The 26,699-nt window shown below is 56.4% G+C and carries 26 protein-coding genes and 2 pseudogenes; 19 read left to right on the top strand and 9 right to left on the bottom strand.

Annotation, left to right across the window (positions count from 1 at the left end):
* Positions 1 to 30 precede the first annotated feature (30 nt).
* Complete coding sequence (locus BN3795_RS00470; protein ID WP_068782789.1) at positions 31 to 1,335, top strand: ABC transporter permease; 1,305 nt, start codon at positions 31 to 33, stop codon at positions 1,333 to 1,335.
* On the opposite strand, the gene BN3795_RS00465 is transcribed toward BN3795_RS00470, so the two are convergent.
* Positions 1,330 to 2,598, bottom strand: a complete 1,269-nt coding sequence (locus BN3795_RS00465) for a BaiN/RdsA family NAD(P)/FAD-dependent oxidoreductase (protein WP_110944914.1) — start codon at positions 2,596 to 2,598, stop codon at positions 1,330 to 1,332. The genes BN3795_RS00470 and BN3795_RS00465 overlap by 6 nt on opposite strands.
* A gap of 129 nt (positions 2,599 to 2,727) precedes the next feature.
* On the opposite strand from BN3795_RS00465, the gene BN3795_RS00460 reads away from it, so the two are divergent.
* The 7 genes from BN3795_RS00460 to BN3795_RS00430 all read left to right on the top strand — a co-directional run bounded on the left by BN3795_RS00460 (position 2,728) and on the right by BN3795_RS00430 (position 9,912).
* Positions 2,728 to 4,425: a two-component system sensor histidine kinase NtrB gene (locus tag BN3795_RS00460; RefSeq protein ID WP_068782787.1), complete on the top strand. Its 1,698-nt coding sequence runs from the start codon at positions 2,728 to 2,730 to the stop codon at positions 4,423 to 4,425.
* Between the two features lie 143 nt (positions 4,426 to 4,568).
* The gene (locus BN3795_RS00455; protein ID WP_068782786.1) at positions 4,569 to 5,003 is read left to right on the top strand and encodes a BrxA/BrxB family bacilliredoxin; all 435 of its coding nucleotides are present in this window, start codon (positions 4,569 to 4,571) and stop codon (positions 5,001 to 5,003) included.
* Positions 5,004 to 5,134: 131 nt separating this feature from the next.
* Entirely contained in the window at positions 5,135 to 5,944 is an 810-nt protein-coding gene (nadE, locus tag BN3795_RS00450; protein WP_068782785.1) for an ammonia-dependent NAD(+) synthetase, read from the top strand.
* A gap of 349 nt (positions 5,945 to 6,293) precedes the next feature.
* Positions 6,294 to 6,929, top strand: a complete 636-nt coding sequence (locus BN3795_RS00445) for a Yip1 family protein (RefSeq protein ID WP_068782784.1) — start codon at positions 6,294 to 6,296, stop codon at positions 6,927 to 6,929.
* 33 nt (positions 6,930 to 6,962) lie between these two features.
* The gene (locus BN3795_RS00440; RefSeq protein WP_232729808.1) at positions 6,963 to 8,030 is read left to right on the top strand and encodes an efflux RND transporter periplasmic adaptor subunit; all 1,068 of its coding nucleotides are present in this window, start codon (positions 6,963 to 6,965) and stop codon (positions 8,028 to 8,030) included.
* Positions 8,027 to 8,716 carry an ABC transporter ATP-binding protein gene (locus tag BN3795_RS00435; protein WP_068782782.1) on the top strand — a complete coding sequence of 230 codons (690 nt, stop codon included), beginning with the start codon at positions 8,027 to 8,029 and terminating at the stop codon, positions 8,714 to 8,716. Before BN3795_RS00440 ends, BN3795_RS00435 begins: the two co-directional genes overlap by 4 nt.
* Positions 8,713 to 9,912: an ABC transporter permease gene (locus tag BN3795_RS00430; protein WP_068782781.1), complete on the top strand. Its 1,200-nt coding sequence runs from the start codon at positions 8,713 to 8,715 to the stop codon at positions 9,910 to 9,912. The genes BN3795_RS00435 and BN3795_RS00430 overlap by 4 nt, the downstream gene beginning before the upstream one ends.
* An 83-nt stretch (positions 9,913 to 9,995) precedes the next feature.
* Here BN3795_RS00430 and BN3795_RS00425 read toward each other — a convergent pair whose 3' ends face one another.
* A complete protein-coding gene (locus BN3795_RS00425) occupies positions 9,996 to 10,901 on the bottom strand; it encodes an AraC family transcriptional regulator (RefSeq protein WP_068782780.1) in 906 nt (301 codons plus the stop codon).
* 307 nt (positions 10,902 to 11,208) lie between these two features.
* On the opposite strand from BN3795_RS00425, the gene acpS reads away from it, so the two are divergent.
* The 3 genes and pseudogenes from acpS (at position 11,209) to BN3795_RS25775 (ending at position 12,475) form a co-directional block, all read left to right on the top strand.
* Positions 11,209 to 11,619 (top strand): holo-ACP synthase, encoded by a 411-nt coding sequence (gene acpS, locus BN3795_RS00420; RefSeq protein ID WP_068782779.1) that lies wholly within the window; start codon positions 11,209 to 11,211, stop codon positions 11,617 to 11,619.
* Positions 11,620 to 11,631: 12 nt separating this feature from the next.
* A pseudogene (mutY, locus tag BN3795_RS00415) lies at positions 11,632 to 12,234 on the top strand (A/G-specific adenine glycosylase); the annotation flags it as partial.
* 58 nt (positions 12,235 to 12,292) lie between these two features.
* Positions 12,293 to 12,475 carry an NUDIX hydrolase gene (locus tag BN3795_RS25775; RefSeq protein WP_068782778.1) on the top strand — a complete coding sequence of 61 codons (183 nt, stop codon included), beginning with the start codon at positions 12,293 to 12,295 and terminating at the stop codon, positions 12,473 to 12,475.
* A 1,287-nt stretch (positions 12,476 to 13,762) separates the two neighbouring features.
* Here the strand turns inward: BN3795_RS25775 and BN3795_RS00405 are convergent.
* Both BN3795_RS00405 and BN3795_RS00400 read right to left on the bottom strand, forming a co-directional pair.
* A complete protein-coding gene (locus BN3795_RS00405) occupies positions 13,763 to 13,981 on the bottom strand; it encodes a hypothetical protein (RefSeq protein ID WP_068782777.1) in 219 nt (72 codons plus the stop codon).
* Positions 13,982 to 14,021: 40 nt separating this feature from the next.
* Positions 14,022 to 14,636: a superoxide dismutase gene (locus BN3795_RS00400; protein ID WP_068782776.1), complete on the bottom strand. Its 615-nt coding sequence runs from the start codon at positions 14,634 to 14,636 to the stop codon at positions 14,022 to 14,024.
* A gap of 357 nt (positions 14,637 to 14,993) precedes the next feature.
* On the opposite strand from BN3795_RS00400, the gene BN3795_RS00395 reads away from it, so the two are divergent.
* The 7 genes and pseudogenes from BN3795_RS00395 (at position 14,994) to folE (ending at position 19,924) form a co-directional block, all read left to right on the top strand.
* Entirely contained in the window at positions 14,994 to 15,437 is a 444-nt protein-coding gene (locus tag BN3795_RS00395; RefSeq protein WP_059042598.1) for a GNAT family N-acetyltransferase, read from the top strand.
* A gap of 115 nt (positions 15,438 to 15,552) precedes the next feature.
* Positions 15,553 to 16,164, top strand: a complete 612-nt coding sequence (gene lepB, locus BN3795_RS00390; protein WP_068782775.1) for a signal peptidase I — start codon at positions 15,553 to 15,555, stop codon at positions 16,162 to 16,164.
* 24 nt (positions 16,165 to 16,188) lie between these two features.
* The gene (gene rnhA / locus BN3795_RS00385; RefSeq protein WP_068782774.1) at positions 16,189 to 16,629 is read left to right on the top strand and encodes a ribonuclease HI; all 441 of its coding nucleotides are present in this window, start codon (positions 16,189 to 16,191) and stop codon (positions 16,627 to 16,629) included.
* 74 nt (positions 16,630 to 16,703) lie between these two features.
* Positions 16,704 to 17,870 (top strand): annotated as a pseudogene (gene queG, locus BN3795_RS00380) (tRNA epoxyqueuosine(34) reductase QueG); the annotation flags it as partial.
* Between the two features lie 44 nt (positions 17,871 to 17,914).
* Positions 17,915 to 18,949 carry an HD-GYP domain-containing protein gene (locus BN3795_RS00375; protein ID WP_068782772.1) on the top strand — a complete coding sequence of 345 codons (1,035 nt, stop codon included), beginning with the start codon at positions 17,915 to 17,917 and terminating at the stop codon, positions 18,947 to 18,949.
* 95 nt (positions 18,950 to 19,044) lie between these two features.
* Positions 19,045 to 19,287, top strand: coding sequence for a YneF family protein (locus BN3795_RS00370; RefSeq protein ID WP_068782771.1), 243 nt, complete (start codon positions 19,045 to 19,047; stop codon positions 19,285 to 19,287).
* 43 nt (positions 19,288 to 19,330) lie between these two features.
* The gene (folE, locus tag BN3795_RS00365) at positions 19,331 to 19,924 is read left to right on the top strand and encodes a GTP cyclohydrolase I FolE (protein WP_068782770.1); all 594 of its coding nucleotides are present in this window, start codon (positions 19,331 to 19,333) and stop codon (positions 19,922 to 19,924) included.
* Between the two features lie 30 nt (positions 19,925 to 19,954).
* Here folE and BN3795_RS00360 read toward each other — a convergent pair whose 3' ends face one another.
* Positions 19,955 to 21,313 (bottom strand): Fe-Mn family superoxide dismutase, encoded by a 1,359-nt coding sequence (locus BN3795_RS00360; protein ID WP_068782769.1) that lies wholly within the window; start codon positions 21,311 to 21,313, stop codon positions 19,955 to 19,957.
* Positions 21,314 to 21,379: 66 nt separating this feature from the next.
* A complete protein-coding gene (locus BN3795_RS00355; protein ID WP_068782768.1) occupies positions 21,380 to 22,411 on the bottom strand; it encodes an alpha/beta hydrolase in 1,032 nt (343 codons plus the stop codon).
* 249 nt (positions 22,412 to 22,660) lie between these two features.
* Between BN3795_RS00355 and BN3795_RS00350 the strand changes: the two genes are divergently transcribed.
* On the top strand, positions 22,661 to 23,401 hold the full coding sequence (locus tag BN3795_RS00350) for an IclR family transcriptional regulator (RefSeq protein ID WP_068782767.1): 741 nt from the start codon (positions 22,661 to 22,663) through the stop codon (positions 23,399 to 23,401).
* 40 nt (positions 23,402 to 23,441) lie between these two features.
* Here the strand turns inward: BN3795_RS00350 and BN3795_RS00345 are convergent, their stop codons facing one another.
* From BN3795_RS00345 to BN3795_RS00335, 3 genes are read right to left on the bottom strand one after another with little or no spacing between them, the layout of a single operon-like run.
* Complete coding sequence (locus tag BN3795_RS00345) at positions 23,442 to 25,100, bottom strand: alpha/beta hydrolase family protein (protein ID WP_068782766.1); 1,659 nt, start codon at positions 25,098 to 25,100, stop codon at positions 23,442 to 23,444.
* A 25-nt stretch (positions 25,101 to 25,125) separates the two neighbouring features.
* Complete coding sequence (locus tag BN3795_RS00340) at positions 25,126 to 26,229, bottom strand: DUF1648 domain-containing protein (protein ID WP_068782765.1); 1,104 nt, start codon at positions 26,227 to 26,229, stop codon at positions 25,126 to 25,128.
* Positions 26,230 to 26,235: 6 nt separating this feature from the next.
* Positions 26,236 to 26,622, bottom strand: a complete 387-nt coding sequence (locus tag BN3795_RS00335; protein ID WP_068782764.1) for a GntR family transcriptional regulator — start codon at positions 26,620 to 26,622, stop codon at positions 26,236 to 26,238.
* Between the last annotated feature and the right edge of the window lie 77 nt (positions 26,623 to 26,699).

Raw genomic sequence — 26,699 nt, 5'->3', positions numbered from 1 at the left:
ACGTAGAGCATAGAGAGAGGGAGTGGAGCGATGAAGCGCAAGGCATCGATGACCTCGATGACGGCTCGGCGTCTGTTCGTTCGGCGCTGGCGGGACCGGTTCCGGGAGAAGCTGGGGATCTTGAAGTTTACGTTTGATTGGACGATTGTCCTGTATCTTGGCATTCCCGGCTTGTTGTTAGGCGGTCGAGCTTATTATGGACTGTGGCGGGAGGAGCTGCCTGCCTTGCTGGTTGGGCTGCCCTATCCGGTCGTCCCGATCCTGCTCTTGCTGCTCCTGTATAGCAGCGGCGGGATTTCCTTCTATATCGAAGCCGCAGATGTATTGTTCCTGCGACAGCGCCCGCGGTGGATCACGGGATTGATGCTGCGCGGGCTGGCCGCGTCCGCCGCCGTTCAAGCTGCGGTGCTGGCCGCCGCGATCGCGGTGTTAAGTCCGCTGCTGGTGCGCGTCTACGGGATGGACTGGACGGCGATTGCCGACTTCTATGCGGTAACGTATGCCGCCAAAATCGTTCAGATGCTCATCCAGCAGTTGCTTGGCGTCCTAACCACCGGTTGGCGCCATCTCTTGCTGCGTTCGCTGGCTTATTCGGCGCTGGCGGCGGGGTTCGGGGCGTGGGCGGCCGGGGCTGCTGCGGCGGATGCCGGGCAGCTCGCGTCCGGCCCGTCCACTGCGGTTGCCTTGTCCGTCCTGGCGCTGCTGGCCGGTGCGCTCGGATGGCTCCGCTTCCGCCTGCGGGGCCGCTTTGACGCCGAAGTGCGCGAGGAGGAGCGGCAGCGCACGAGGCTGACCGCATTGCTGCTCGCTTCGGCCATCGAGCGGCCCAAGGTGCCCCGCCCCGGCGGCTCCAGGCCTTGGCTGTTCCGCCGCCTGCGCCGTCTGACGCGCTCGCGGCAGCCGGAAGCCCGCGTTGCCGAGGCGCTGGTCAAGGCTTTCTTCCGCGGGAGCGAGTGGAAGCTGTACACCCAGATGACGCTGTCCGGGCTGGCCGCTATCGTGCTGCCGCCGTACCCCGCTGTCAATCTGATCGTTTATGCCGCGCTGCTTCTGCTGCTGCTCTATTGGCTGGGCGGCCACCGAAGAGCCTTCTTCGAGCGCGAGCTGATGTCGATCCTTCCGCTGGAGGCGTCGATGGAATACCGCAGCACGGCTCCGGCAATGACCCTGCTCTTGCTGCCTGCGCTCGTCATTTTGACGGGGGCGCTTGGCGCCAAGCTGTTTCCGCCGCTGTGGGGCTTGCCGGCTGGCGCGGTTGGCGGCGCGGTAATCGCCTGGTGGCTGGGCGGCTTATCCCGCGGGCTCGGGGGGGCGATGGGACGGCGCCGTTTATGATCTGGAGGTTTGCGCTGCGCTACTGCCTGCGGTATAACCCGTCGTGAAGGCGGCGGTGATGTTATATCCGCCTGTATAGCCGTGGACATCCAGGATTTCGCCGCAGAAATAAAGTCCCGGCATCAGCTTCGATTGCATCGTTCTGGGGTCGATTTCCTTGAGATTCACGCCGCCGCCCGTCACGAAAGCCTCCTCAAGGGACAGCGTGCCGTAGACCCGAATCGGGAAGCGTTTAAGGAGCTCGGCGAGTTGCATCCACCGTTGCTTTGGAATGTGATCGTACGTCAACTGAGGATCCAATTCTGCTTTCTGAAGAAGCAGCGGAATGATTTTCTCCGGCAAACCGGCTTTTAATCCATTCTTAATCGACTTCTTGGCTTCTTGCTCAACCAGCTTCAAGGTCTCATGATAAACCTCGTCTTTGCTTTTATCGGGGGCAAAATCGATGGAAACCTCTATATTGCCCGTACCGAACTGTTTCAAAGCCTTTACGACGAACTGGCTGCACCTTAAAGCAATCGGACCCGAAATCCCGAAATGCGTGAACAACATGTCGCCTTGATGCTCAACTAACTTTTTCCCCTTGGGACTCCATACGGAGAGAGAGACATTTCTCAAGGAGAGTCCTTGCAGTTCCTTGCTTTGAATGAAGGGCTCATTCGACGTCAAAGGAACCTCCGTCGGGAAGAGTTCCGTGATCGTATGTCCGGCGCGTTCTGCCCAAGCGTACCCGTCCCCCGTTGAACCGGTATGAGGTACGGATTTGCCCCCAACTGCGACGATTACCGTACGGCTCTCGATCACTTCTCCTGACTTCAGTCGAACCCCGATGGTTCGCCCCTTGTCGTAGAGCACCTCTTCAACGGGGCTGTTTACTCTGATTTGGACGCCTTGGGAGCGCACTTGGTTGATCAGCGCATCCACCACCGTCTTGGCTTTATCGGACACGGGGAACATCCGCCCGTTATCCTCTTCTTTGAGCTTGATGCCAAGCCCCTCAAAGAACGCGATAATATCCTTATTGCTGAAATTCGCTAAAGCGCTGTAAAGGAAACGCCCATTCCCCGGAATAAACGCAATCAGCTCATCGAGCTCCTTGGCATTGGTCACATTACATCTTCCGCCGCCGGAGATGCCCAGTTTACGCCCCAGCTTGTCTCCTTTGTCGAGTAGGAGAACCTTCGCCCCCTGCCCGCTGGCCGAGATGCATGCCATCAGCCCGGAGGGGCCGCCCCCAATCACGATGACGTCGACTTTTTTCATGTCCATATCTCCTCTATTTGTACTATCTTACTATTTTCTAAACTATGCATTATTGTAAAACTTTGTCGGCTGTGATTTAATCGAAACTAGAGTTGTATTCTTGTATTCTTCCGCCTGAGGAGGGAGAACGTGGATGTTGTTAAAGAGATCATGCTCCAAATGTTGATCGCCAGTTTGCCGGCGTTTCTGTTTCCGTTGACGTATGAGAAAAGAAATCGCTACTGGCAGCACAGCAAACGTAAAGCCGAAGGGCGTCCCTTCGCCATTGGCTTAGCGTATACCTGCTTTACCAGCACGCTGCTTTGCGACATCTTTGCCTCGCGGTTGTGGGACGTTATCCCTTTGAATTTTGCGATTTTACCCCTGTTTGCCCTAATGTTGTACGGCAGGATTCGGGACGGGGTCGCTCTGGCTCTGATGCAAATCATCCTCTATCCTCTGTTTGCAGTAAATTACACCCTTGTGGGGTTTGTCATGGAAACGGGAATTCTCCTGTACCCCTTTGTTCTGCTCACTTCCCGCTATTTCAAAAGAACCGGCCGCCAAGGTAAAGTGGCCATTCTCTCCCTCTTCTTCATGGGGGGAGAGATGATGATCGGCTTGTCTCCATTTTTGGCCGGCAACATGTCGTTGTATTCCGACCTAAGCACGTTATCGAACGGGTTCATCAACGTGCTCGTGACGATGCTGGCCGGCAGCCTATTCGTCTACATGATCGAGAGCACGCTGGAGAAGGAGAAGCTGCGCGGCCAAGTGCTGCAGCTGTCGCGCGAATATTTCCGCGAAGCGGAGAAGCTGCAGCAGATGATGGACGCTGCTCCGCTGGGCATCATCTTGTTGGATCAACAAGGCTATATTATATCGGTTAACGATACATTTCTCCAATTATACCGGGTGTACCGCGAGGAACCGGCCGATTTGCGGCGCGAGGACTTGCTGCTGCGCCGGTTGGACGACGTGCTTCGCGGCGTGCCGATGGAGTCGATCTCCGCTCAGGTCGAGCAGTCGCTCAAGGGACAGGCGAAGATGACCGAACTGATCAAAGCGAATGATCATATTTATTTTACCAGTACATCGCCGATTCAAAAAAGTCATTCCAAGGAAGTGATCGGCGCGGTCGCCATCGTCCAGGATATCACCGAACTGGAGACGCTGCGCATGGAGCTGAACCATGTGGAGCGGCTCAGCCTGGTCGGCCAGATGGCCGCCGGCATTACGCATGAGATCCGCAATCCGATGGCGGTGGTTCGGGGCTTCCTGCAGCTGATGCGGGAGAAAAGCCCGCCGACGCTTGACCATTACTACCGGATTGTCATGGAGGAACTCGATCGGGCCAACGGCATTATCAACGATTTCCTCTCCCTGGCGCAGAATCGCCCGGTCGAAAGCGAGCAATGCCATCTCCACGACATTATCAAGGAATTGACGCCGCTGCTTTGGGCGGACGCCAATCTGCGCGGCCAGACGATCGAGGTGATCCTGGACGATTCCATGCCGCCGCTGCTGCTGAACGCCAAGGAGATCAAGCAGTTGATCTTGAATCTGTCGCGCAACGCAATGGAGGCGATGGAAGAGAAGGGACAGCTTACGCTGGAGACGAGAGTGGCCGATCAAGGTGGATTGCTGCTGGTTAGTGATACGGGACCCGGAATTCCTCCCGGGCAGCGGGAGAAGCTGTTCGAGCCCTTCTTCACTACGAAAGCGAAAGGGACGGGGCTGGGGTTGGCCTTATGCCTCAGCATTGTTGAACGCCACGGCGGCAAAATCAGCGTCGATTCGGAAGAGGGTCAAGGCACAACGTTTACGGTGATATTCCCGCTCCCCTGAGCCTCATCCAGCCGGGGAACGACGACGGGGACAGTTGCTTTCCTTCCTTATGAATGTATAATAAAATTAATCTGGCTAAAGAGCGGCGCGGGTGCGTGTGCTCGATAGGGGCCATTTTTATTATGCATAAGGAGTGATGGGTAATGTCGATGTCATTTGACCAATATATGAGAGACATGGTTCAACCGATGAGAGACGAATTGACCGTGCTGGGCATTCAAGAGCTGCGCTCGCCGGAGGAAGTTGAAGAGAAGCTGCCAGGCGCACAGGGGACGGCCTTAGTCGTCGTTAACTCCGTTTGCGGCTGCGCGGCAGGACAATGCCGTCCGGGCGTAGCGAAGGCGCTGCAGCATGACCTGACGCCGGACCACTTGTTCACAGTGTTCGCCGGACAAGACAAGGAAGCGACGGCGAAGGCCCGCGAATATTTCGCGCCGTATCCGCCATCTTCGCCTTCGATCGCTTTGATGAAGGACGGAGAGCTCGTTCATTTCATCGAGCGTCACCAAATTGAAGACCGTTCGGCCGAGGAAATCGCCGCCGATCTGACCCAGGCGTTCGACCGGTTCTGCCGGTAAGACAAGAGCGGCGGCGGATCTGGCTGCCGCTTCGCCCCGCCATCCGGATTGGCCCGGATGGCCGGGGCGTTTTTAGATTTAGGGCATACTGCTTACATAAGGTGTAATATTTTGGATGTGGAGGGATCGAGATGAGTTTGCAGGAGGAAATCATCAAACGGTTAGGCGTTAAACCGGTTATCGACGTGGATGAGGAAATCCGCCGTCGCGTCGACTTCTTGAAGGAGCAGGTCAAAGCCTCGCACACAACCGGCCTGTTGATCGCCATCAGCGGCGGGATCGACAGCGCCGTAGCCACCGGTTTATGCAAGCGGGCAACGGATGAGCTGACGCAGGAAACCGGGCAGCCGTATATGACGCTGGGCGTGTTCCAGCCTTACGGGAGCCAGGAGGACATCGATCACAGCTACGAGGTGGCTAAAGCGTTTGGTCTTGAGCATACGGCGGAGACTAATATTGAAGAAGCCGTGGATGAGATCGCCCTTGAAGTTGAGCACGGCTTGAAGAATATCGGAAAGCCCCGTCACCTAAGTCCGCAAGGCAAGGGCAACATCAAAGCGCGGACACGGATGGTAATGCAGTATGCGCTGGCTTTCGAGCTGGGACTGCTCGTCGTCGGCACCGATCACGCGTCCGAAGCGATTACCGGCTTCTATACGAAGTGGGGGGACGGAGCGGTGGATGTGACCCCGCTCAGCTCGCTGAACAAACGTCAGGTTCGCCAGCTTGCCGCTCGCCTTGGCGTGCCGCAAAGCGTGATCGACAAGGCGCCGACCGCCGGCCTGTGGGAAGGGCAGACGGATGAGAAGGAGCTTGGGATCAGCTACGAAGCTAACAGCGATTATCTTGAAGGCAAGTCCATCGACCCGGCGGCCCAGGAGCGGCTGGAGTCGTTCTACCGGAAGACGGAGCACAAGCGCAGCCCCATTCCGGGTATTTAAGATTAGCCAGGCGCCGGCCGCAGCAGGCCGGCTGCCGGCATCGGGGGTTCCTGACACGGGCCCGGGCGAAATGCCCGGAGCTCGTTTTTTTATGCCGCTTGGCTTGGACTTAAGTCTAGGAGCCATCCTGGACCGGGGCCAGTGGCGGGAACGGGAGAAAAAGATATAATGCAGGGAGAGCAAATCGGACGAGGATAGTCCCTGAAAACCGCATTCGCGGGTAGTTGGCGGATCGGTGCTTGAATCTCTTTGCAACTTTGTCCGTATATATTACATGATCCATGTTATAGCTTTTATATAGCAGGGAGGTAGGATGGAGTTAGGTTGGAAGATTTGAGGAGGGGTTTCTTTGAAAAATGTATTTACGATTTTTACCGCACCGGAGGAGACGTTCAAGCGGGTGCGGGAGAGCAAGACCGCCTGGCTGATTGTGCTTGCGGTGTTGCTGGTAGTATCCGCCGTTGTCATTTACATGCAGATGCCGGCGATGGAGAAGGAACTTCAACGGCAGTTCCAAAGCCAGCAGGTGGATGCCGGAATGCGGGATACGTATTTGGCTGCAGCCAAGACCTCCGCTTATGTCATGGGGATGATTCTGCCGGTCATCATGTTGTTTATTACGGGCCTGCTGCTGATGCTGCTCAATCTGGTGGTGCGCGGGGAAGGCAAGTACATGCAGTTTGTATCCATCGCCGCTTTTGCCGCTCTGCCGGGCCTTGTGGGCAGCTTGATTACGGGGATCATGGTCATGACGATGGATGTGCAGTCGGTGACGGATGTGTCGCTTAGCTTGGGGGCTTTTGTCGCCGATAAGTCCAGCCAGATGTACCGCTTATTGTCTCTGATCAATCCTTTCTCCATTTGGAGCCTCGTTCTGTACATCATCGGCTCCTCGGTGATCATGAACCGGCCGCGCAAAACGGTGGCCACCTGGATTATTGCAGCTTGGCTCGTCATTTCGCTGGGTTCGCTGTTGCTGGCTTAAGTCCGGAATTATACATAATAATTAGGATAGGTGATGGACTTGTTCAAGAAAAAATGGTTTTGGGGCGCCCTCGTCGGGCTGGTTGTCATCGTGCTGGTGGCCGCCAACCTGGCGGGGCTGGGTCGAGCGGCTGAAGTGAGAACCGCTGAGGTGAACATGGGCAAAATCGTCGAGCAGATCTTTACCAACGGCAAGCTGGAGCCGGGGCAGACGACTACCGTATATGCGCCTGTCAGCGGCGTGGTGGAAGCGGTGAAGGTGAAGCAAGGCGATACCGTCAAGAAGGGGCAGGTTTTGCTTACGCTGAGCATGGAACAGGTGAAGGATCAGTTGGAGAAGGAACGGATTAATCTGCAAATGACCGAAGCGGAGCGGCTTGCGGCCAAGAAGCAGCATTTTGAAAGCTTCAAGCAAGCGCAACTCGAGAACCCGGACCAGGAGCCGAAAGAACTGGATCTCACCTCCTATGACCTGCGGATCCGCTCCAGTCAGTTGACGATCAAATCCCTGGAGAAACAGCTCGTGAACCAACAGGTGCTGGCCGCAGCGGACGGGGTTGTCACCTCGCTGACGGCGAATGCAGGCCAGATGCTGGCTGAAGGCGTTGAAATCGCGAAGATTGCCGATGTGAGCCGGCTTCGGGTGACGGCCCTCCTGAACGAGCTGGATGCGGGCAAGGCAACGCAAGGCATGAAGGCTGTTGTGACCGGCGAAGCCTTCGCGGACAGCTATGACGGCACCATCTCGTATCTGGCCCCAACGGCAGGCGTATCCGACACGACCTCCAAGGATACGTCGGTGGAGATGAAAGTCGACCTGAACCAGGTATCGCCGGAACTTCGGCCGGGATATAACGTGACGGTGGAGATGGAGATTCCCGATCAAGAGCGGCTGCTCGCGCCGATCGACGCGGTTCAATACGACGGGGAACAGGCTTACGTCTTTAAGGTTCAGGACGGAATTGCCGTCAAGGTGCTAGTCACTACCGGCAAGGAAGGCGAAGACCAGATCGAGTTGGTGTCAGGGGCGGCCGCTGGCGATCAAGTCGTGGTGGAAGGCGGCGACAAGCTGCAGGACGGCGCTAAGGTGAAAGTGAAATGATTACGCTGACGGGCATCACCAAGGTTTATAAAAACGGACCTCTCGAGGTGCAGGCCTTGATGCCGCTCGACCTGCATATCGAGAAAGGCGAGTTCGTCGCGATCATGGGCTCGTCGGGATCCGGGAAATCGACGCTCATGAACATTATCGGGTGCCTGGACATTCCGACCTCCGGCAGCTATGAGTTGGACGGAGATCAGGTGCAAGCCCTGAGCGAGGAAGAGTTGTCCAAAGTGCGGAATCGCAAAATCGGCTTCGTTTTCCAAAGTTTTAATCTGCTTGGCCGACAGACCGTCTTGCAAAATGTCACGCTGCCGATGATGTATGCCGGGATCTCCCGGGAGAAACGCAATGAACGGGCGCTTGAACTGCTGGGCAGGGTTGGGCTGGCCGAACGGGTCAAGCACCGCCCGAACGAACTCTCCGGCGGACAGAAGCAGCGGGTAGCGATCGCCCGGGCGCTGACGATGAACGCGCCGATTCTGCTGGCCGATGAACCGACCGGGAATCTGGATACGAAATCCTCTTATGAAATCATGGCATTGTTCAAGCAGATCCACGCGGAAGGTACAACGATTGTGCTCGTCACCCACGAGCCGGATATCGCCGAGCATGCCGACCGGATCATCACGTTTGGGGACGGCCGGATCCTGAGCGACAAGCGTAAAGGAAGGGGTAGCCTATGAGCATTTGGGAGAGTATCCTCGTAGCCCTGGACAATCTCCGAATGAACAAGCTGCGTTCCTTCCTGACGATGATCGGCATCGTCTTCGGCGTCGCGGCGGTGGTCACGGTTGTCTCGATTGGGCAGGCCGGACAAAGCTCGATCATGTCCGAAATGTCGAATTATCAAGAGGGGTATTTTGTCATTTATCCAAGCTCGAACAACGGAGATATTGACGACAACGTCTATTTCCGGCAACGGGAATTAGCCGAGATCCGGAAGCTTCCGGGAGTGCGTTATGTTTCGGCATCAACTACTTACGGGATGACGGGCAAGCTCAAGAAGGAAGATTTGCGATTCAGCATTACCGGGACGACTTCGGAAGCGCCCAAGCTGCAGAAAATCGACATGGTAGCAGGCCGGTTCTTTAATTCGCAAGAGGAGCGGGCACGCCAGAAGACGATTGTGGTTGAAGCCAAATACGCCAATAAGGCGTTTGGGACACCGCAAGGGGCGATCGGTCGGAAGGTTCAACTGTCCGGCGGGCTGTTCCGGATCGTCGGCGTGTACAAGGTGCAGGAAAGCATGATGAGCGGCATGGGAGGAGAACGTTATTCCGCCTATGCGCCGATTACCGCGATGCCTGCGGACGGGGATGGGCAAAGCGATCTCTTGAGCATGATCGAGGTGCTACCCACGTCGTTTGAGAAAATGGATGAGACGGTGGAGACGATCAAATCGTGGCTGTCGGACCGGAAGAACGTAAGCAAGGATGCCTATGTTTCGGAATCGGCCAAAGATGCCGAGCAGATGATTAAGAGCACCTTCTCCATCCTGCAGACGATCATCGGCTCGATCGCCGGCATTTCCCTGCTTGTCGGGGGGATCGGGGTCATGAACATCATGCTTGTCTCCGTGACGGAGCGGACCCGGGAGATCGGGATTCGCAAAGCGATCGGGGCAACCCCGGGGACGATTATGCTCCAGTTTATGATCGAAGCGGTGATTCTCTCGTTTATCGGGGGAACGCTGGGGGCGCTGCTGGGGTTATTGGCGGCCTGGGTGTTTGCTTTGATTTCGGGCATGCCGTTTGTCATCTCGCTTGGGGCGATGGTGCTCGCCTTCAGTTTTTCGGCCGCGGTTGGTATCTTCTTCGGCCTGTATCCGGCGAACAAAGCTTCAAAGTTGCATCCGATCGAATCGCTGCGTTACGAATAATACGCAGATGGATCGACAAACAACCCGGTTCCTCCGTTAGGAGGAACCGGGTTGTTTCATGTGCGAGGCTGCTGTAGCCGAAATCAGGCCTTCGCTCCGGCCCGCTGCACCGGGATGTATATGTCGATTTGCTTGCCTTCCTTCGGCCAGCAGCGTTCGTCATACCACTCGAAATCGGGCGCGGCCATCTGCTCGTACTCGGATGCGGGGAACCAGCTTGTGAAGATCTCGTCCCAGGTTTGCTGGATGGACGAGGTGAAGTCAGCCTCCCCGGCCGGCGGAGTGGTGAAGATCGCATAGGTTGCCGGTGCGATGCGGTACTCCGTCATGCCTTCCAGAACTTCGGCCGCTTCATCCACTTCAAAGCCGATAATGTAGCGGAACGTTCCGTCCTCGTCAAGGGTAGTGCATACGCCGAGCTCAACGTTCGGGTGGAGTTTGCCGGGCACGCGGGGGCCCCATTGCTCGCGCATGTATTTTTGCCAGAAAGCCGGGATGTCTTGGTTGTTCTGACCTTCCACTGTTGTCGTTTGAATCGAGAACCCCAGGATACGCATGGATGGAATTTGTTCGATACGGGATTGCATAACGTAATCTCCCCAATCATAAGAAATTTGGGCAACGAAGTCTCGAAGCGGGTTGGCCTTGGGCACAAGGTAAGGCGGGCAGCCGCGGCGGCGGCATTCCGTCGGCAGAATTCCGTACATTTTCCGGAAGGCCCGGGTGAAGGCCTCATGGGAGCTGAAGCCGCAGTGCAGCGCAATATCAAGCACCCTCAGGTCGGTGTGCGTCAGCAGCTCCGCCGCTCGGGACAGTCTCCGTTTCCGGACATAGGACGTCATCGTATCCCCGACGAAATACAGGAACGTGCGATGAAAATGGTACTCGGAGTAAAACATCGCCTTGGCTACCCCGGCCAACGTAAGCTCTTCGCCAAGCCGTTCTTCGATAAAATCGATGCTTTGTTGAATGGTGTTGATAGGATTCATAACTTCCTCCAGACCGGTCTATGGCTTAAGTATAGCGGACCGATGAACGGGCTTCTTGATCATTCTTGCGGTTGGGGAGAAATGGGTAAATTCAGTATAGCATAGGGTTGGAGGGGAGGGATGAGCGCCCGGTTCCCATTTCGGCGGCGGCCGTCGGACAATCCCTTTGGCAGGACTCGCACCTCCACGGGTTCCCTGTTACAATGGGGGGAGCGACCGTTTGCGGGCTGGGTCCGGGACGGAGGCGAGATGTGAAAGAGATGAATGCGAGAAGAAGAAGGAAGAATGTAGGAAGAGGGGCTGCCTGTTGATTTTCGGAATCGGACATGACATTGTCGAAATCCAGCGGATGGAGCGCTTGTTGAACAAGTCGATCGGCGAACGGTTTCGGCGGCGGATCTTGACTGCGGCGGAACTGGAATTGCCGGGACAATCGGCTCGTCCGGCGGAGTTTCTGGCGGGGCGGTTCGCGGCCAAGGAAGCGGTCAGCAAGGCGTTTGGCTGCGGGATCGGACAGGTGCTCAGCTTTACCGACATGGAGATCCTTCCCGATGCGGGCGGGAAACCGTCGGTTGCTTTGACGCCGGAAGCCTGGGAACGGCTTGGGTTATCTGCTGCCGGACGGCGTCCGGAAGGCGGCGGATATGCCATACATCTTAGCATTACGCATGAGCGGCAGCTGGCTTCGGCTTTTGCTGTGGTGGAACGCGTGGAATAGAAGGAGAACAGCATGCGGGGAAACAGGGATTCACGGATCTATTTCAGTACGGAGCTGCTCGGCTGGTACGAGCGGTCCAAGCGGGACCTGCCTTGGCGCAGGCACCGCGATCCTTATTTTATTTGGGTGTCGGAGATCATGCTGCAGCAGACGCGCGTGGATACGGTCATCCCTTATTTTCAGCGGTTTATCGAGCGGTTCCCGACGATTCGGGACCTGGCGGAGGCTCCGGAGGAAGAGGTGCTGAAATGCTGGGAGGGGCTTGGCTATTATTCGCGGGCCCGCAATCTGCAAGCGGCGGCCCGGCAGGTGATGGAGCGGCACGGCGGGATCGTGCCGAACACCAAGGCGGAGGTGTCCGCCTTGAAGGGAGTTGGCCCGTATACGACCGGGGCGATCCTGAGCATCGCCTTTAACCGCCCGGAGCCGGCGGTGGACGGCAATGTCATGCGGGTGCTGTCGCGCTTCTTCCTGATCGAGGAAGATGTCGCCAAAGTCGGGACGCGCACCCTCATGGAGGAATTGGCCGCGGAGCTGATCCCGGAAGGGCGGGCCTCCGATTTCAATCAGGCTTTGATGGAGTTGGGCGCGCTCGTCTGCACGCCCAAGTCGCCGCAATNCGGCCGTGGCCGAGACCGCCGCGGCGTATGACGCGGCGGGGGGCGCAGCCGGCTTGGCGGCGGCCCAGCCCCCGGTTAACGCCGGGGCCGCCTCCAAGGACACAGCCGCCGCTGTCACCGCCTTCGCCTCCGCCGAAGATGCAGCCGAGTACCGTTGGATCACTCGGGAAGACATGGACAACCTGGCGTTCCCGAACGTGTTCCTGCGCATTCTGAACGGATACTTTGGCTCGTAACGTGCTGAAGTGCCGAAGATGGCCGGGAACTGAGCACGTGATAAGCGTTAGGTTAAGAAAAAGGGAAGCCGAGGAGTATAGAGTAAGAGTCCAGCAGTTGACGGGTATGAGGCACCCTGATTGGGCTGCCAATCTGGCGGACTGGTGTAGAGAGGTCACGGATTATGAGTGGATCGGGTGGACTGGTGTAGAGCATGACCACGAATCTGGTGCTCTGGTGCTCCCGTGTGGGGCATGGCCGTAGAAAGTTGGTTTGGAGCGCTAAAAGAACTAGGCAGCACTGTGTAACAAGGGCGAGGGACTAATTAGAGGTTAGAAGTTAGAAGTAACAGGTTAGATTAAGTGGTAGTAAAACTTCACCTTATTTTCCAACCGTTCGGCGCAAATGAGAGGGAAGTGCAAGATTGCCCGACATGCCTGCGTCCCAGCAGAAACAATAGCGGTAAATTATACCGCTATTATCGCTGAGATCACCAGTTTGGAGCGGATAGCGGTAAAAAGTGGCCTTATTGCGGGCATTTTGGCCTCCAGGGACTGTGAAACGGCCCAATAAGGCCATAAATGACCGCTATTTGCGGCGAAGCTGATCGCTGGAGTCGAATAGCGGTATTTTTTACCGCTATTCGACGGCCCGGGAGCCTTGGTTGCACGACGATTGCGATAGGGAGTAGCATAACATTATAAGATCATCCTATTTGGCCCGAAACCCTGGTTTTGGGCCAAATAGCGTTAAAACTTCACCTTATTTTCCAACCGTTCGGCGCAAATGAGAGGGAAGTGCAAGTTTGCCCGACATGCCTGCGTCTCAGTAGAAACAATAGCGGTAAATTATACCGCTATTATCACTGAGATCACCAGTTTGGAGCGGATAGCGGTAAAAAGTGGCCTTATTGCGGGCATTTTGGCCTCCAGGGGCCGTGAACCGGCCCAATAAGGCCATAAATGACCGCTATTTGCGGCGAAGCTGATCGCGTGAGTCGAATAGCGGTATTTTTTACCGCTATTCGGCGGCCCGGGAGCCTTGGTTGCACGACGATTGCGATAGGGAGCAGCATAACATTATAAGATCATCCTATTTGGCCCGAAACTCCGGTTTTGGGCCAAATAGCGTTAAAACTTCACCTTATTTTCCAAAACGTTTGGCGCAAATCAGAGGAAAGTGTGAGTTTGCCCGATATGCCTGCGTCTCAGCACAAATAATAGCGGTAAATTATACCGCTATTATCACTGACNCTCCCGCGCCTTCCCTTCCTGCCGTTGCCGGGGGCTTGCCCCCGACAACGCGGTTTACATCATCCGGTTTTCCACGGATTTCATATGGTTTTGCGTGTCCGGCTCGCGGTGCTCCTCGCCCTCGACTTGGCCGAGATCGGGCGTTGCTCCGCCGCCGGTTACGCTGTGGGCAAAATTCGTGAACTGCTGCTTATGCGCATCCTCCGCATGTTTGGCGGCGAGAAGCTCCTCCGGGTCATTCGTCAATTTACGCTTTTGCTCTTGCTCTGCCATAGCTGTACCCTCCTTGGTGTGTAATGAACGCAGCGTAGCGTTATTTCTTCGCGGCTTCGTAACGGCGGTTCACTTCATCCCAGTTGATCACGTTCCAGAACGCCGCGATGTAATCCGGCCGTTTATTTTGATATTTCAGATAATAGGCATGCTCCCACACGTCGAGGCCGAGGATCGGCGTCAAGCCTTCGGAGAGCGGGTTGTCCTGGTTTGGCGTGCTGGTGACGGCAAGCTTGCCGTCCTTCCCGACAACGAGCCAGGCCCATCCGCTGCCGAACCGGGTCGTTGCCGCTTTGGTGAATTCCTCTTTGAACTTATCGAAGCCGCCCAGATCGCTGTCAATGGCGGACGCAACGGCACCGGTGGGTGCGCCTCCGCCGCCGGGGCCGATCACCTTCCAGAACAAGCTGTGGTTGGCGTGGCCACCGCCGTTGTTGCGCACGGCCGTACGGATATTTTCCGGAACGGCATTCAGATTGGAGATCAGTTCCTCTACGCTCTTGTTCTGCAGATCCGGCGCGCTCTCCAAAGCTGCGTTCAGGTTGGTCACATACGTGTTATGGTGCCGGTCATGGTGGATATTCATCGTTTGTTCATCAATATGAGGTTCCAATGCGTTTGCCGGATAAGGCAACGCAGGCAATTCATGTGCCATCGTCCATCTTACCTCCCGTTTGAATTGGCTCCAGCCTCGTTATCCGAATGTAAAATAAGCGGGGCAAGCCCCTCTCTTTAACAACCGCATAACAATCCTATTATTGGCAACGCATAAAAATATATGCATAACTGTGAGACAGATAAGGAGATTCTGTAAAAGTTCATAATTGTAAACGCTTAATCTGAAGCGCTTTCAGAAGAAAAATGATGTATTTGGGAGATATCTATGGTTTAATGGACAAGGAAGCAGTTTTTTTCTCGTTTTTTGTCTGGAATCAAATATTCGGTTGATGTAAAGACAGGGGGTCTTTTTTTACATCGACCTATCTTGCGTGAAGAAAAGGGAGATCATAGCATGCTTATTCGTTCCTTTCAGTTGAGCGATGTAAATCAAGTGATGGAGCTATTGCAGGTGGCCTTATCGGAAGATTGCTACGAAGACACCAAGTGCGCGTTTGCCAGACAACTTTCCTGGGATTCCGAACTGATTATGGTTGCGGAAGTCGAGGAAGAGATTAAGGGGGTATTGATCGGCACGATCGATCAGAATACGGGATGCATTTACCGCATGGCCGTACACCCTGAGTACCGTCGGCGCGGCGTTGGCCGCAGCCTCGTATCCGCGATGGAACAACGGTTCCAGCAGCGGAATGTCCGTCGGATTATGGTCGCTGGAGACGAACACAATAAAGCGATCATGCCGCTGTACGAAGCGATGGGTTATGGAGCCAGCAAGTTTTTGGAGGCATTTCAGAAGCTTGGCATCGCGGCAGCCCGGACGTTAACGGGATCTAATTGATGAAACTTCCCAAGGCAGAATTGGGAAATGTTGAAGCATATCTTCCATCCGTTGCAAATGGGTGAAGGATATGCTTTTCTATTATATAGATGCTTTAAATTTGATGAGGTGCAGAATGGAACCGGTGATGGATTCGGAAAGCAAGACCCAGGCAGCTCCCGAGGGTCCCGCTGGCAAGCCGCGGGCGGACGCCCCGCAAAGCCGTTGGGCTGCAGAGCTGTGGGAGATGCTGAAGACGATTGTGATCGCCTTCGCCATTATGCTGCTGTTGAATGTATTCGTATTTAACTTATCCCTGGTCAAGGGGCAATCGATGGAGCCAACCTTGGAAGAGCAGGAGCGGCTGTTCGTGGACAAGCTGGTGTATCGGTTGGGCCATCCCAAGCGCGGCGAGGTTGTCGTGCTGAAGGATCCCAGCGTGGATGCCGATCGCAAGCCGTATCTGGTCAAGCGGGTGGTCGCCGTGCCCGGAGATACAGTCGAGGTACGAAGCGGAGAACTGCTCGTCAATGGAATTCCCCAGAATGAGCCGTACACCGATTCGCGGATTGAGGACGGCAACATGGCGGAGGTTCAGCTCGGTGCAGGGGATTATTTTGTGATGGGCGATAACCGCCATGCCGGACGGAGCAAAGATAGCCGTTACTTTGGCAGCGTCAAGGAGAAATGGATCGTAGGCCGCGCCGAGTTCGTCTTTTGGCCGATTGCCAAGATCCGTGATTTATAAGCCGTTGGCTTGGGAGGATGAACAGTGAAGGAAGTTACCATTTATACAGACGGGGCCTGCTCCGGGAACCCGGGACCGGGAGGATGGGGCGCGGTGCTGCTGTTTAACGGGCATCGTAAAGACCTGTCCGGCGGCGAAAAAATGACCACCAACAACCGCATGGAAATTCAAGCGGTCATCTCAGCGCTCAGCCAATTGAAGGAGCCTTGCCAGGTGAAGGTGTACAGCGACTCGGCCTACGTGGTCAACTGCTTCCAGCAGAACTGGATTCGCGGGTGGCTGAAGAACGGCTGGAAGAACAGCAAGAACCAGCCCGTCGAGAATCGCGATCTTTGGGAAGAACTGTGGCGGCTAATGGGTATCCACAAGGTGGAGTACGTCAAAGTGAAGGGACATAGCGATAACGAGCTCAACAATCATTGCGACCTGTTGGCACGGGAAGCGATCAAACGCTTGTCTTCCTAAAAAATAAAGGCGGATTGCCCTAGCGGCAACAGGAGCTGCCACATCAACTGCGAGAGGAGGGCGCACACATGTCAATGGCGGAAACCGGCTTGAGCCGTTTGCCGGCAGGGGATCCCCGCTGGGCCGAGCTGAAGCGGGAGATCCAGGAAGCAGCGTCGGAGCTCGGCATCGACGATATCGGCTTTGCCAGCGCCGATCCGTTTCTGTCGCTGAAGGCGATCTTGCAGGATCGGCGCGACAAAGGGTACGAATCGGGCTTCGAGGAGCCGGATCTGGATAAGCGGGTCTACCCGGAATTGTCGTTAACCCAACCGGCCTCCCTGATCTCGATCGCAGTCGCGTATCCGTCGAAGATGGAGAATCCCCCGAAGTCAGCCCCCGGAGAGCGGCGGGGGATTTTGGCCCGATCGGCCTGGGGGAGGGATTATCATCAGGTGCTCCGCGAAGCGATGGAGAAGCTTGAGAGCTTCATTCGCGAACGGGTGCCCGAAGCTCGGATCGAGAGCATGGTAGACACCGGGGCTTTGGTGGACCGGGCCGTGGCGGAGCGCGCAGGGATCGGCTTCAAAGGCAAGAACTGCGCGATTATCTCCCCCAAATGGGGATCATGGATTTACCTTGGCGAGCTGATCACCAACGTTCCCTTTCCTCCGGACACCCCGGTAACGGAGGATTGCGGGGAATGCACCAAATGCATCGACGCGTGCCCGACGGGAGCGTTAGTTGGCCCGGGTGAATTGAACGCGCAGCGGTGCATTTCTTTTTTGACGCAAACCAAGGGGTTTCTGGAAGAAGAATTTATGGTAAAAATCGGCAACCGCCTCTATGGCTGCGATACATGCCAGGTCGTCTGCCCGAAGAACAAAGGCAAGTCCTGGAACCACCGGCCGGAGCTGGCGCCTGATCCCGAGAAGGTCAAGCCGTTGCTGCTGCCGCTGCTGGACTTAAGCAACCGTGAGTTTAAGGAACGCTTCGGAGACAGCGCTGCAGCCTGGAGAGGCAAGAAACCGATTCAACGCAATGCGGTCATTGCGCTCGGCAACTTCAAAGATCCGACCTCCGTGCCGAAATTAATAGATATACTGCTTCATGATCCGCGGCCGGAGCTAAGGGGAACCGCAGCCTGGGCGCTAAGTCAAATCGGGGGCACAGAGGCTGAGCAGGCAATCCGCCAGGCCCTTGACGCGGAGCAGGATGAAGAAGTACGGGTTCGGCTTCGGGCCGCCAAGCAGAAGTTGCAGGCTTCCATCGGGGACTGATATCCGGCAAGGGGGATAAAACGATTATGCGTTACATCAGTATTGAGGATATCGAACCGGGGCAATTATTGGGCAAAACCGTGTATTCCGCAAATGGAACCGTGCTGTTATCGGCGGGGGTTCAGCTTACGGTTTTTATGATCAATACGCTGAAGCGGATCGGCGTGACGATGTTATATATCAAGGATCCGGATTTTGAGGATATCAAAATCGAGGATGTACTCAGCGAGTCAACCAAACAAGCGGTGTTCCGGGAAATGTCCGAAACGCTGCAGGCGATCCGTTCCGGCAAGGACTGGAGCACGCGCAAGATCAGTGCCAGCGTCGATTCCCTGTTGACCGATGTGCTGAATAACAAGGAAGTGCTGCTGCAGCTCACCGACATTCGAACGGTGGACAATGCCTCTTATCTTCACGCGGTTAATGTCAGCCTGATCTCCTCGATGATTGGATTGAATCTGGGGTTGGGGTATTCCCAGCTTAAGGATTTGGCGATTGGCGCGCTGCTGCACGATATCGGCAAATCGCTGGAACTGCCGGAAGGAGCCAATCCGGAAGATCCCAAAAACCATCACACATGGCGGGGATACGAGCTGCTGCGCCATAAGCGCGAGTTCAATCTGTTGATTGCCCACACGGCGCTGCAGCATCATGAACGCCCGGATGGAGGCGGTATCCCGCGGGGGATCGCGGGAGACGAAATCCATCTGTTCCCGCGGATCGTCGCCGTCGCCAATATGTATGACAATCTGATCAGCGGCGGGGGCAAGGACGGGCGGGTCTTACTGCCGCATGAGGCCTGCGAGCATTTGCTGGCCGGCTCGGAACAGGAGCTGGACCACGAGGTGCTGGTGGAATTTATGCGCATCATCTCCGTTTATCCGAATGGAACCTCCGTTCGGCTCGGGACCAAGGAGATCGGTGTGGTAGTCAGGCAGCACCGGGGGCTACCGGGCCGGCCGGTCATCCGGATCGTGCGGGGCACCGGCGATGAACTGGACGTAAACGAGGTTGACCTGGCAACGGAAACCACGTTGTTTATCGAGGCGGTTTTGGCTTGAATTCTTGAATCGCGTCAGGCGGGATGCTATGATATTTGAAGTGCGCCGGCCTTAGGGCAGGGGCAGCACGATTATAACCCAGGGGTGGCTGAAACATGGATATCGTTATTCCAATCATTACTTTAATCGTCGGTCTGGTCGGCGGCTTCGCGATCGGGGTCTTTTACCTCCGCAGACAGCTTACGAAGATGCAGAACGACCCGCAAATGCTGCAGAAGATGGCGAAGCAGATGGGGTATAACCTCAACAGCAAGCAGATGCAACGCGCGCAGCAAATGATGAAGAACCAAGGCGGACAAGCGCCGGGAGCGGGACATCCGACGAAGAAGAGAAAATAAAGTAAGTTTCGCCATACTTTATTGAAAGGAGGAGGCGCTGAAGATGGCTGGATTGAAGGATTACGTGAATAAGCAAGTAGGCGACAACCGGGAGCAGATCGAACATCATGTTCGGGAAATCCTGAAATTGATCGGGGAAGACGTGGAACGCGAAGGACTGCTCGAAACGCCGGCCCGGGTGACCCGGATGTATGAAGAGATTTTTGCCGGGTATGAAGTGGATCCGCGGGACGTGCTGGGCGTGACCTTTGAGGAGAACCACGAGGAGCTTGTTATCGTGAAGGACATCGTCTACTACAGTCAATGCGAGCATCATATGGCGCCTTTCTTCGGTAAAGCCCATATCGGCTATATTCCGAGCGGCCGGATCGCCGGGCTCAGCAAGCTGGCCCGTCTGGTTGAGGCGGTAACCCGTCGTCTGCAGGTGCAGGAGCGGATTACTTCGCAAATTGCGGACATTATGGATGAGGTGCTGAAGCCCAAAGGCGTGATGGTTGTCGTCGAAGGCGAGCATCTGTGCATGTGCTCCCGCGGCGTCAAGAAGCCGGGCAGCAAAACCGTGACCTCCGCCGTACGCGGAAGCTTCCGCAAGGATGCGGCTTCCCGGGCAGAGTTCTTGTCTTTGCTGAAGGAATAGAGTCCACTTGTCGAAAAAAATGGCAGCCGTTTAAAACGGTTGCCATTTTAATTTTCTCGCGGCTTCGTAACGTTTGGCGACCGCCGGCCAATATACGACGTTCCACCATGCTTTAATGTAGTCGGCACGCACGTTTTGATGCTTCAGGTAATACGCATGCTCCCAAACGTCCAGCGGAAGCAGCGGGACAATGTCCCATTGCGACAGGTTCTGGTGCTTCTCGGCGGTGAGGATCTCCAGCCGATGGCTGCGCGGGCTCCACACGAGGATCGCCCAGCCGCCGCCTTCAACCTTCGCGGCCGCCTCGGAGAATTGTTTATGGAACGCGTCGTAGCTGCCGAAATCCCGTTTGATTTGCTGAAGCAGCTCGCCTTCCGGTTTGCCGCCCCCCTGCGGATTCATAATGTCCCAGAAAATCGTATGAAGGTAATGCCCCGCTCCGTTAAACGCCAGCTCCCGCTCCCAATGCTTCACTAAATCGAAGTTGCCGGATTTGCGAGCATCCTGCAGCTTAAGCTCCGCTTTGTTCAAATCGTCGACATACGTCTTATGGTGTTTGTCGTGGTGAATGCGCATCGTCTGCTCATCGATGTGGGGCTCCAGCGCGTTATACGGGTAGGGCAGGGGCGGCAGCGTATGACCGCCAATCGGGACGGGGCGTTCCGGTACGAGCGCTGCGTCCGCTGCGGCGGCGTTCTCGACAGCCGCCGGCTCCCGGCGAAGGGAGGGTTCTTCCGGCGCGGCTTCCAGCCCGTCATTGGCGGTGTCATTCGCCGCATCGCTCCCCCCGACTGCGTCTGCACGGTTTAACACGTCGGAAATGGCGGCCGCCGTTGGCGCTTTCAAGACCGGCGGCTCAGGCGTCGCCGTCGTCTCTTGTTCATCCCGATTATAAGGCAACGGTGCTCCGGGTACCGGGGGAGAAGGATAGGTTGGCGTCCCGGCCATACTGCCGGCAATTTCCCCCGGCCGGTTCAGCCGCTCGAGCACCTCGAGGAAATACGCCGATTCGCGAATAATGTGCAGCAAGACGACGGGGGCAAGCGGTACCTGTTTGACAGCAGGACTATGCTTCAGCATGAACTCGAGCTGGCGGATGAATTCCCGCGACTGCTGAAATGAAGCCTGCAGAAGCCGTTCCGTCTGCCGGATGACCTCCGGGCTCGAGGGGCCGTGAGGGGTGGCTAAGGCATAACGCAGCAGCCTGTCGGCCGCCGCCTCCGTCCCCGCAAAGATCGGCTTCCATTCTTCCAGCAGCCGGACGTAATTGGCCTCCAGGCCGGGGACAATGGCCTGAATCACCTCCGTATGCTCCGCCTCTTGCTGCTTCCAGAAGCGGATTTCCTCCAAAATGCGTACAGGCAAAAAAGGCCCGTATACGAACAACATCGGCCTACCTCCTCAGGATTAAGAAGTCATTATTACCAGCTTATGGGCGAGGAGGGTTGGCTTATGCTATTCAGATACGGACCCGGTAGGTACATTTGTATGATCGGATGTCAGCTTGATCTGACCGAGGAACAGCGACACCTTGCGTAAATACTCTTTAGGATGCTCGCGAAAAATCATCTCATGATGGGCGCCGTCCACGATCCACACGCCGGAATTCGGGTTGGTCTGGTTCGCCGCCAGCTTTTCGGCGATCGGGTAGGGCGCTTTTTCATCCTCGGTGCCGTGAATGAACAAGGTCGGAAAGGGATAATCCTCCGTTTTGACCTGGGCGTACGGAATTTGCCGCAGGCTGGTCCCGTTGAGCACCGGAAGCAGCATGCCGATGATCTCCAGCGACGGATGGCGGGGCAGTCCGATATGCTGACGGAGGTTATGGTACATCGTATCCGGCTCTAAAAGGAAGGTGCTGTCGAGGATCATGCCGTCGATGTCCGGGCTTTTCAAAGCGGCTTGCAAGGCGGTTCCGGCTCCCATGGAGAAGCCCCAGACGATGATCTCCTGACCCCCTCGCTGCTTGGCAACCTGAATCGCTCCGAGCAGCTGCTGCGCTTCCTTCTTGCCCCCGGTGGCGACTTCTTTGCTGTTCTGGGCGGCAAAGCCGTAATCAAACATCAGGACATTGAAGTTCAACCGATGGGCGAAATTGGCCAGATCATACATCGGAATCCAGGATTCCTCGCGATTGGCCCCATATCCATGGCTAAACACGATCGTTTTGACGGAATCCTCCGCGGGGATATACCACCCTTGCATTATTCGGCTCCCGTCGGCCGCGGGAAAAGCGATGTCCTCGTATTCGAGGTTGATGGACAGCTTTGGATTGGAATATAGCGGTGCCACCTTCGGGTTGGACAACACCCAGGCGATATAGCCGTGCAGGGAGACGAAACAGAAGATCAGGAAAAACAGCACGGACAGCAAAAGCGCTACGAGGATATTCTTGACACGGATGCGCCGGGCGACGGCCACGGGAGCATCGCCGGTAACGTAAGCCGAAGAAGGCAAGGGAAGGTCATTTCGGCCGGTGTGGCTCATACGCTTCCCTCCCATTACTAGATTATATGATGGCGTTCTGGACAGTTTCCCATTAGAAAAACGTTTTGATTAGCAGATAAATCCGAGGAATTGTCGAAATAACACGATTCTCCTGAATTTAATCGTAAGTCGATCCTTTATCAATGTCAATGGCATGTCGATGGAAGGTGTTTCATTGACGGAAATTCGCTTCTTTCATATAATTTATGTAACTGAGTTTCATATGGTGAAACCTAAGGGGGATGCCGGATGGAAGACCGGAAGCTGACGGTGCGCGCGGTTGAGCGGGCGTTGGATATATTGGGTTGCTTCACGAAAGCAAGCGATTTGGGGTTGACGGAGATTGCCGCCGAAATCAGTCTGCATAAAAGCACGGTCCACCGCTTGTTAACCACGCTGGAGGAACGGGGGTTTGTCGTTCGCGATCCAGCGACGGAGAAATACCGCCTGGGTCTCAAGGTGTGGGAACTGTCGACGCATATGTCCCACAGCGACGATCCGGCCGTGCTGTTGCTGCCGCAGATGGAGCGGCTGCGCGACCGGCTCGGCGAGACGGTCAGCCTGTATTTGCGCGATGGCATCGAGCGGCTGCGAATCCAGGCGGTGCAGAGCAACCAGGCGATCCGCCGGGTCGCGCCGGTCGGGGCACGGCTGCCGCTGTACGTGGGCGCGTCCAGCAAGGTGCTCGTCGCCTACTCGGGCGACGAGGTGCTCCAGGCGGTGCTGGACAGCCCGGATTGGCCGCCGGCGGTTGACCGGGCGGCTTACGTGGCGCAGCTGGAGGAGATCCGTGAACACGGATATGCCACCAGCTACGAGGAGCGGGAGCCGGGGGCGTCCGCCGTCTCCGCGCCGATCTTCGACCGGACGGGGAAGCTGGCTGCGGCCCTGTCCGTGTCGGGGCCGGTCAGCCGCTTGACGCTGCAGCGGCTGGAGGAATACGGGCCGATCCTGGTGGAAGCGGCCCGGGAGATGGGAATGATGATGTAGCCGGTGACATCCGATGGGGAAATAAGGTGATTTGTTCACCTTATTTTTTTGTGCCTGCTCCTGGCTGCGGCAGGCTGCATCCGGAGCACACCCAAGCCGCGATATCGTCGATGATCTCCTTGGAGACGTTGGACGGCTGGGCGTATTCGGCGCCGGTAGAGAGGCTGTTCACCTTGGCCAGCAGGTGATTGACCTGCGGGTACGACTTGAACGTGACGTCGTTGCGGTTCTGAAGCGCTGCTTTCCAGCTCTCGAATTGCTTCATCGTCACCTGCCAGTCGTTTTCACCTTGCAGGATCAGCATCGGTCCGGACTGCTGCTTGGCGAGCTCGGCCGGGACGTAATTCTTCTGCTCAAACCACCAATATGCGGGTTGGGCGGGGAACTGCTCCGGCATATGGTCGACCGTATACTGCGGATCGTTGACCATCGCGGCGATCGACGTATAGACAGCGGCTTGCTGCTCGTACGGCGCCGGGTCCAGTCCCAACTGCTTCACGCGGCTGACGAGTTCGGCTTGCTGCTCGGTTAATACGTCGGCGAATTTGCCGCTGGGCCCGGACAGCAAGATCGTTCCGGCGATGTCGCCGTTCGCATCGCCGGCGGTGATCAGCGGCATTGCGTAGCCGCCCTGGCTGTGGCCGGCCACGAAGATGCGGGAAGCATCGACTTCCGGCGTCCGCTTCAGTAACTCGACGGCCTTCAAGGCATCGTCGACGGTTTCTTTTTTCAGCGTGAACTTTGAATCGGCGGCCACTTTAAACGTATGTTCGTACGTGACTTTGTCGTATCGCAGCACGGCGATCCCTTGTGCGGCCAGGCCAACCGCGAGGTCGCGGAACGGCTTGGCGCTGCCGATCGTCTCGTCGCGGTCGTTCGTGCCGGAGCCGTGTACCAGCACGATCGCCGGGAACGGGCCGTCGCCCGCCGGCAGCGTCAATGTGCCCGGCAGAGCCATGGCCCCTTCGCCAATGGTCACTTCCCGCTCGATGTAGGCGGCAGCGTCTTCGTAGGCGGGCTTTTGATACGCCGAGTTGGCCTGGGCCGCGATATACATATCATCGATCTCCCCGGCGGCGTTGAGCCGCAGGGTCAGGTTCACCGGAACCGCGGAGGTTTGGAAGGTATACGTTACGTTGCGATGAACCTGATTAACGGTTTCGCTCTTGGAGGGTGCGCCGACCGCTTTGCCGAACACCGCCTCATAGTTCGCCCACAACGAGTCCAGCATGGCGGCGGGGAGAGCGTACGCCGACGAAGCGCTGACGTATTTCGCCGCTTCAGCCCCGTTTCCGGCCAGCAGCGCCTCCAGGAACAAGTCGGCGTGATCGCGGGCCTCAGCGGTTTCCGTCTGCGCAGAATCCTTCACCTTAAATGCTTCGGCCAGGAATTCAGCGTCGACAAGCGCGCGCCCCTCGGCAATACGTACCGGCTCCTCTAAAGCAACGTGCTTCCCGTCCAGCAAGGCCTCCGCCGAACCCAGGGTCAGCACCAACTTATGGCCGTCCTTCGTCACAAGAATTGTAGCGCTGCTGGATTCCCAGTGAACCTGCGCGCCGAAGCTCTCGGCGGTTTCTCGAAGCGGGACCAGCGCTGTGGCGCTTTGCTTCGCCGCGAGGACGGAAGCCGAAGGCAAGGCCAGGCTGAGTGCCAGCGTGGCGGCAGCCGCATTTTTAAACCATGGGGATCGTTGGGTCATAGGAAATTCCTCCTTAAGGTAAGATCTATTTGGCAAACCAGGCAGAACAGGCGATAACGACCAGAATGCCCAGCAGGGTGAGCCAGGAAATCGGGTTGGCGAAGTTCAGGGTCCAGCCGATCCCGGATCTTTTCTCCACAAACAGGGAGGGGTCTTGAGGATTGAAATAAATGGATCCCAGCTTCCAGTAACGGTCATCCTTAACCGGCGCGGTGCCCGAGCGCACAGCGGACGGCCTGCGGCCGATCCGGCTGCCGCCTTGTCCTGTCGTGAAGGACAACACCAGGGCAAACAGCACGATAAACATGGGGACGGCCAGACTGACCAATGAAACGATGCCTATATCCATGGGACGAATCATATTGATTTGCATGAACGAAAACATCAGGACCATCGCCAGGGACGAGCTCAGCGTAAATACGGACCATCTGCGGCGGAACGCGGCGTTTTGGCGAAGCGAGCGCTCCGGATCAGCAGCTTGAAGCTGCTGCTTGCTATGATGGATCGACCAGTTCACAAACCAGAATAGAAGGGTCATGATCAACTGCATCACGTTAGGAAATAACACGACGCGGTACGATTTGGCGGCACTGCTGACCACTTGACCCGTAAAATCAAACTTCATCGCGACCGGATCGGGAATGTCTGCGTAATGACTTATAGTCAGGGCGATACTTGCGAGAATGAGAACCACGTGAATCAGAAACCATTTTCCGGATAACGCCAGCTTTTGCCGGCGGAAGCTCGTGTCCACCGCAATCAGGGCAGGAGCGGACGGGACTGCGGGCAGGGTTGCACGCATTTTTTTCATCCGAAAGTAAAAGCCCAGATGAATTCCCATGGAAAGGACCACCGTTAATCCGATGTATAGGCCAAGCAACGCGCCTTGTTCATTCGTATCCTTGTTCCAAAGGCTAACTACGCAGGCGAGCAGCAGGAGCGTATAGATGGTGCCGCTAGTAAAAGCAAACTGCCGTCGCAGCCGTCGCACCGCAGGGCTCCAGTATTGCTCCTCGCTGACGGATACGCCGAAACTTACCGTCTCCCGGGTCAAATAAGGCATAAAGGCCAGGGCTGCTAACAAGGGCAGAAACATAAGCAACAATAGAAACGTAGATATCAGCTGCATATTGCTTTACTCCTCTCGGGTAATGTCTTGATGAATTTGCTCCACGATCCGCAGCAGTTCGTCCTTGTCCATCCCGCGGCAGATGGCTTCGGCCACGATCGGGCGCAGTTCAAGCCGCTGCTTCTCCCGAAATTCCGGCGTGATCGGCGGCATGGAGACCGGATCGACGACAACGCCTTTTTGGCGGTGGATCTGGATGTAGCCTTCCTGCTTCAGGAGCGTATAGGCTTTGTTCACCGTATGCAGGTTGACCCCAATATCGGAAGCCAGGCTGCGGACCGACGGGAGGGGTTCTCCCAATTGAAGCCGCCCGCTGGCAATCCCTTCGATAATTTGGTTGACCAGCTGTGTATAGATCGGGATGTCCGATTGTAAATCCAGCTGAATAATCACAGTTGGCATCTCCTTCGTTATATCTGTTATACATATAATATAACAGATGGTTAATATAGTGTAAAGCCGGACTCAAA

This window comes from Paenibacillus phocaeensis (genome assembly GCF_900021165.1).
Classification (GTDB): Bacteria; Bacillota; Bacilli; order Paenibacillales; family Paenibacillaceae; genus Fontibacillus; species Fontibacillus phocaensis.
The sequence above is the reverse complement of the archived record's forward strand: the minus strand, read 5'-3'. Positions and strand labels throughout refer to the sequence as shown.

Coding starts and splice junctions, on each gene's coding strand:
- BN3795_RS00470 (WP_068782789.1), top strand. CDS start 31: ATGAAGCGCAAGGCATCGATGACCTCGATGACGGCTCGGCGTCTGTTC.
- BN3795_RS00465 (WP_110944914.1), bottom strand. CDS start 2,598: ATGAAAAAAGTCGACGTCATCGTGATTGGGGGCGGCCCCTCCGGGCTG.
- BN3795_RS00455 (WP_068782786.1), top strand. CDS start 4,569: ATGTCGATGTCATTTGACCAATATATGAGAGACATGGTTCAACCGATG.
- nadE (WP_068782785.1), top strand. CDS start 5,135: ATGAGTTTGCAGGAGGAAATCATCAAACGGTTAGGCGTTAAACCGGTT.
- BN3795_RS00440 (WP_232729808.1), top strand. CDS start 6,963: ATGGACTTGTTCAAGAAAAAATGGTTTTGGGGCGCCCTCGTCGGGCTG.
- BN3795_RS00435 (WP_068782782.1), top strand. CDS start 8,027: ATGATTACGCTGACGGGCATCACCAAGGTTTATAAAAACGGACCTCTC.
- BN3795_RS00430 (WP_068782781.1), top strand. CDS start 8,713: ATGAGCATTTGGGAGAGTATCCTCGTAGCCCTGGACAATCTCCGAATG.
- BN3795_RS00425 (WP_068782780.1), bottom strand. CDS start 10,901: ATGAATCCTATCAACACCATTCAACAAAGCATCGATTTTATCGAAGAA.
- BN3795_RS00405 (WP_068782777.1), bottom strand. CDS start 13,981: ATGGCAGAGCAAGAGCAAAAGCGTAAATTGACGAATGACCCGGAGGAG.
- BN3795_RS00400 (WP_068782776.1), bottom strand. CDS start 14,636: ATGGCACATGAATTGCCTGCGTTGCCTTATCCGGCAAACGCATTGGAA.
- BN3795_RS00395 (WP_059042598.1), top strand. CDS start 14,994: ATGCTTATTCGTTCCTTTCAGTTGAGCGATGTAAATCAAGTGATGGAG.
- lepB (WP_068782775.1), top strand. CDS start 15,553: ATGGAACCGGTGATGGATTCGGAAAGCAAGACCCAGGCAGCTCCCGAG.
- BN3795_RS00375 (WP_068782772.1), top strand. CDS start 17,915: ATGCGTTACATCAGTATTGAGGATATCGAACCGGGGCAATTATTGGGC.
- BN3795_RS00370 (WP_068782771.1), top strand. CDS start 19,045: ATGGATATCGTTATTCCAATCATTACTTTAATCGTCGGTCTGGTCGGC.
- folE (WP_068782770.1), top strand. CDS start 19,331: ATGGCTGGATTGAAGGATTACGTGAATAAGCAAGTAGGCGACAACCGG.
- BN3795_RS00360 (WP_068782769.1), bottom strand. CDS start 21,313: ATGTTGTTCGTATACGGGCCTTTTTTGCCTGTACGCATTTTGGAGGAA.
- BN3795_RS00355 (WP_068782768.1), bottom strand. CDS start 22,411: ATGAGCCACACCGGCCGAAATGACCTTCCCTTGCCTTCTTCGGCTTAC.
- BN3795_RS00350 (WP_068782767.1), top strand. CDS start 22,661: ATGGAAGACCGGAAGCTGACGGTGCGCGCGGTTGAGCGGGCGTTGGAT.
- BN3795_RS00345 (WP_068782766.1), bottom strand. CDS start 25,100: ATGACCCAACGATCCCCATGGTTTAAAAATGCGGCTGCCGCCACGCTG.
- BN3795_RS00340 (WP_068782765.1), bottom strand. CDS start 26,229: ATGCAGCTGATATCTACGTTTCTATTGTTGCTTATGTTTCTGCCCTTG.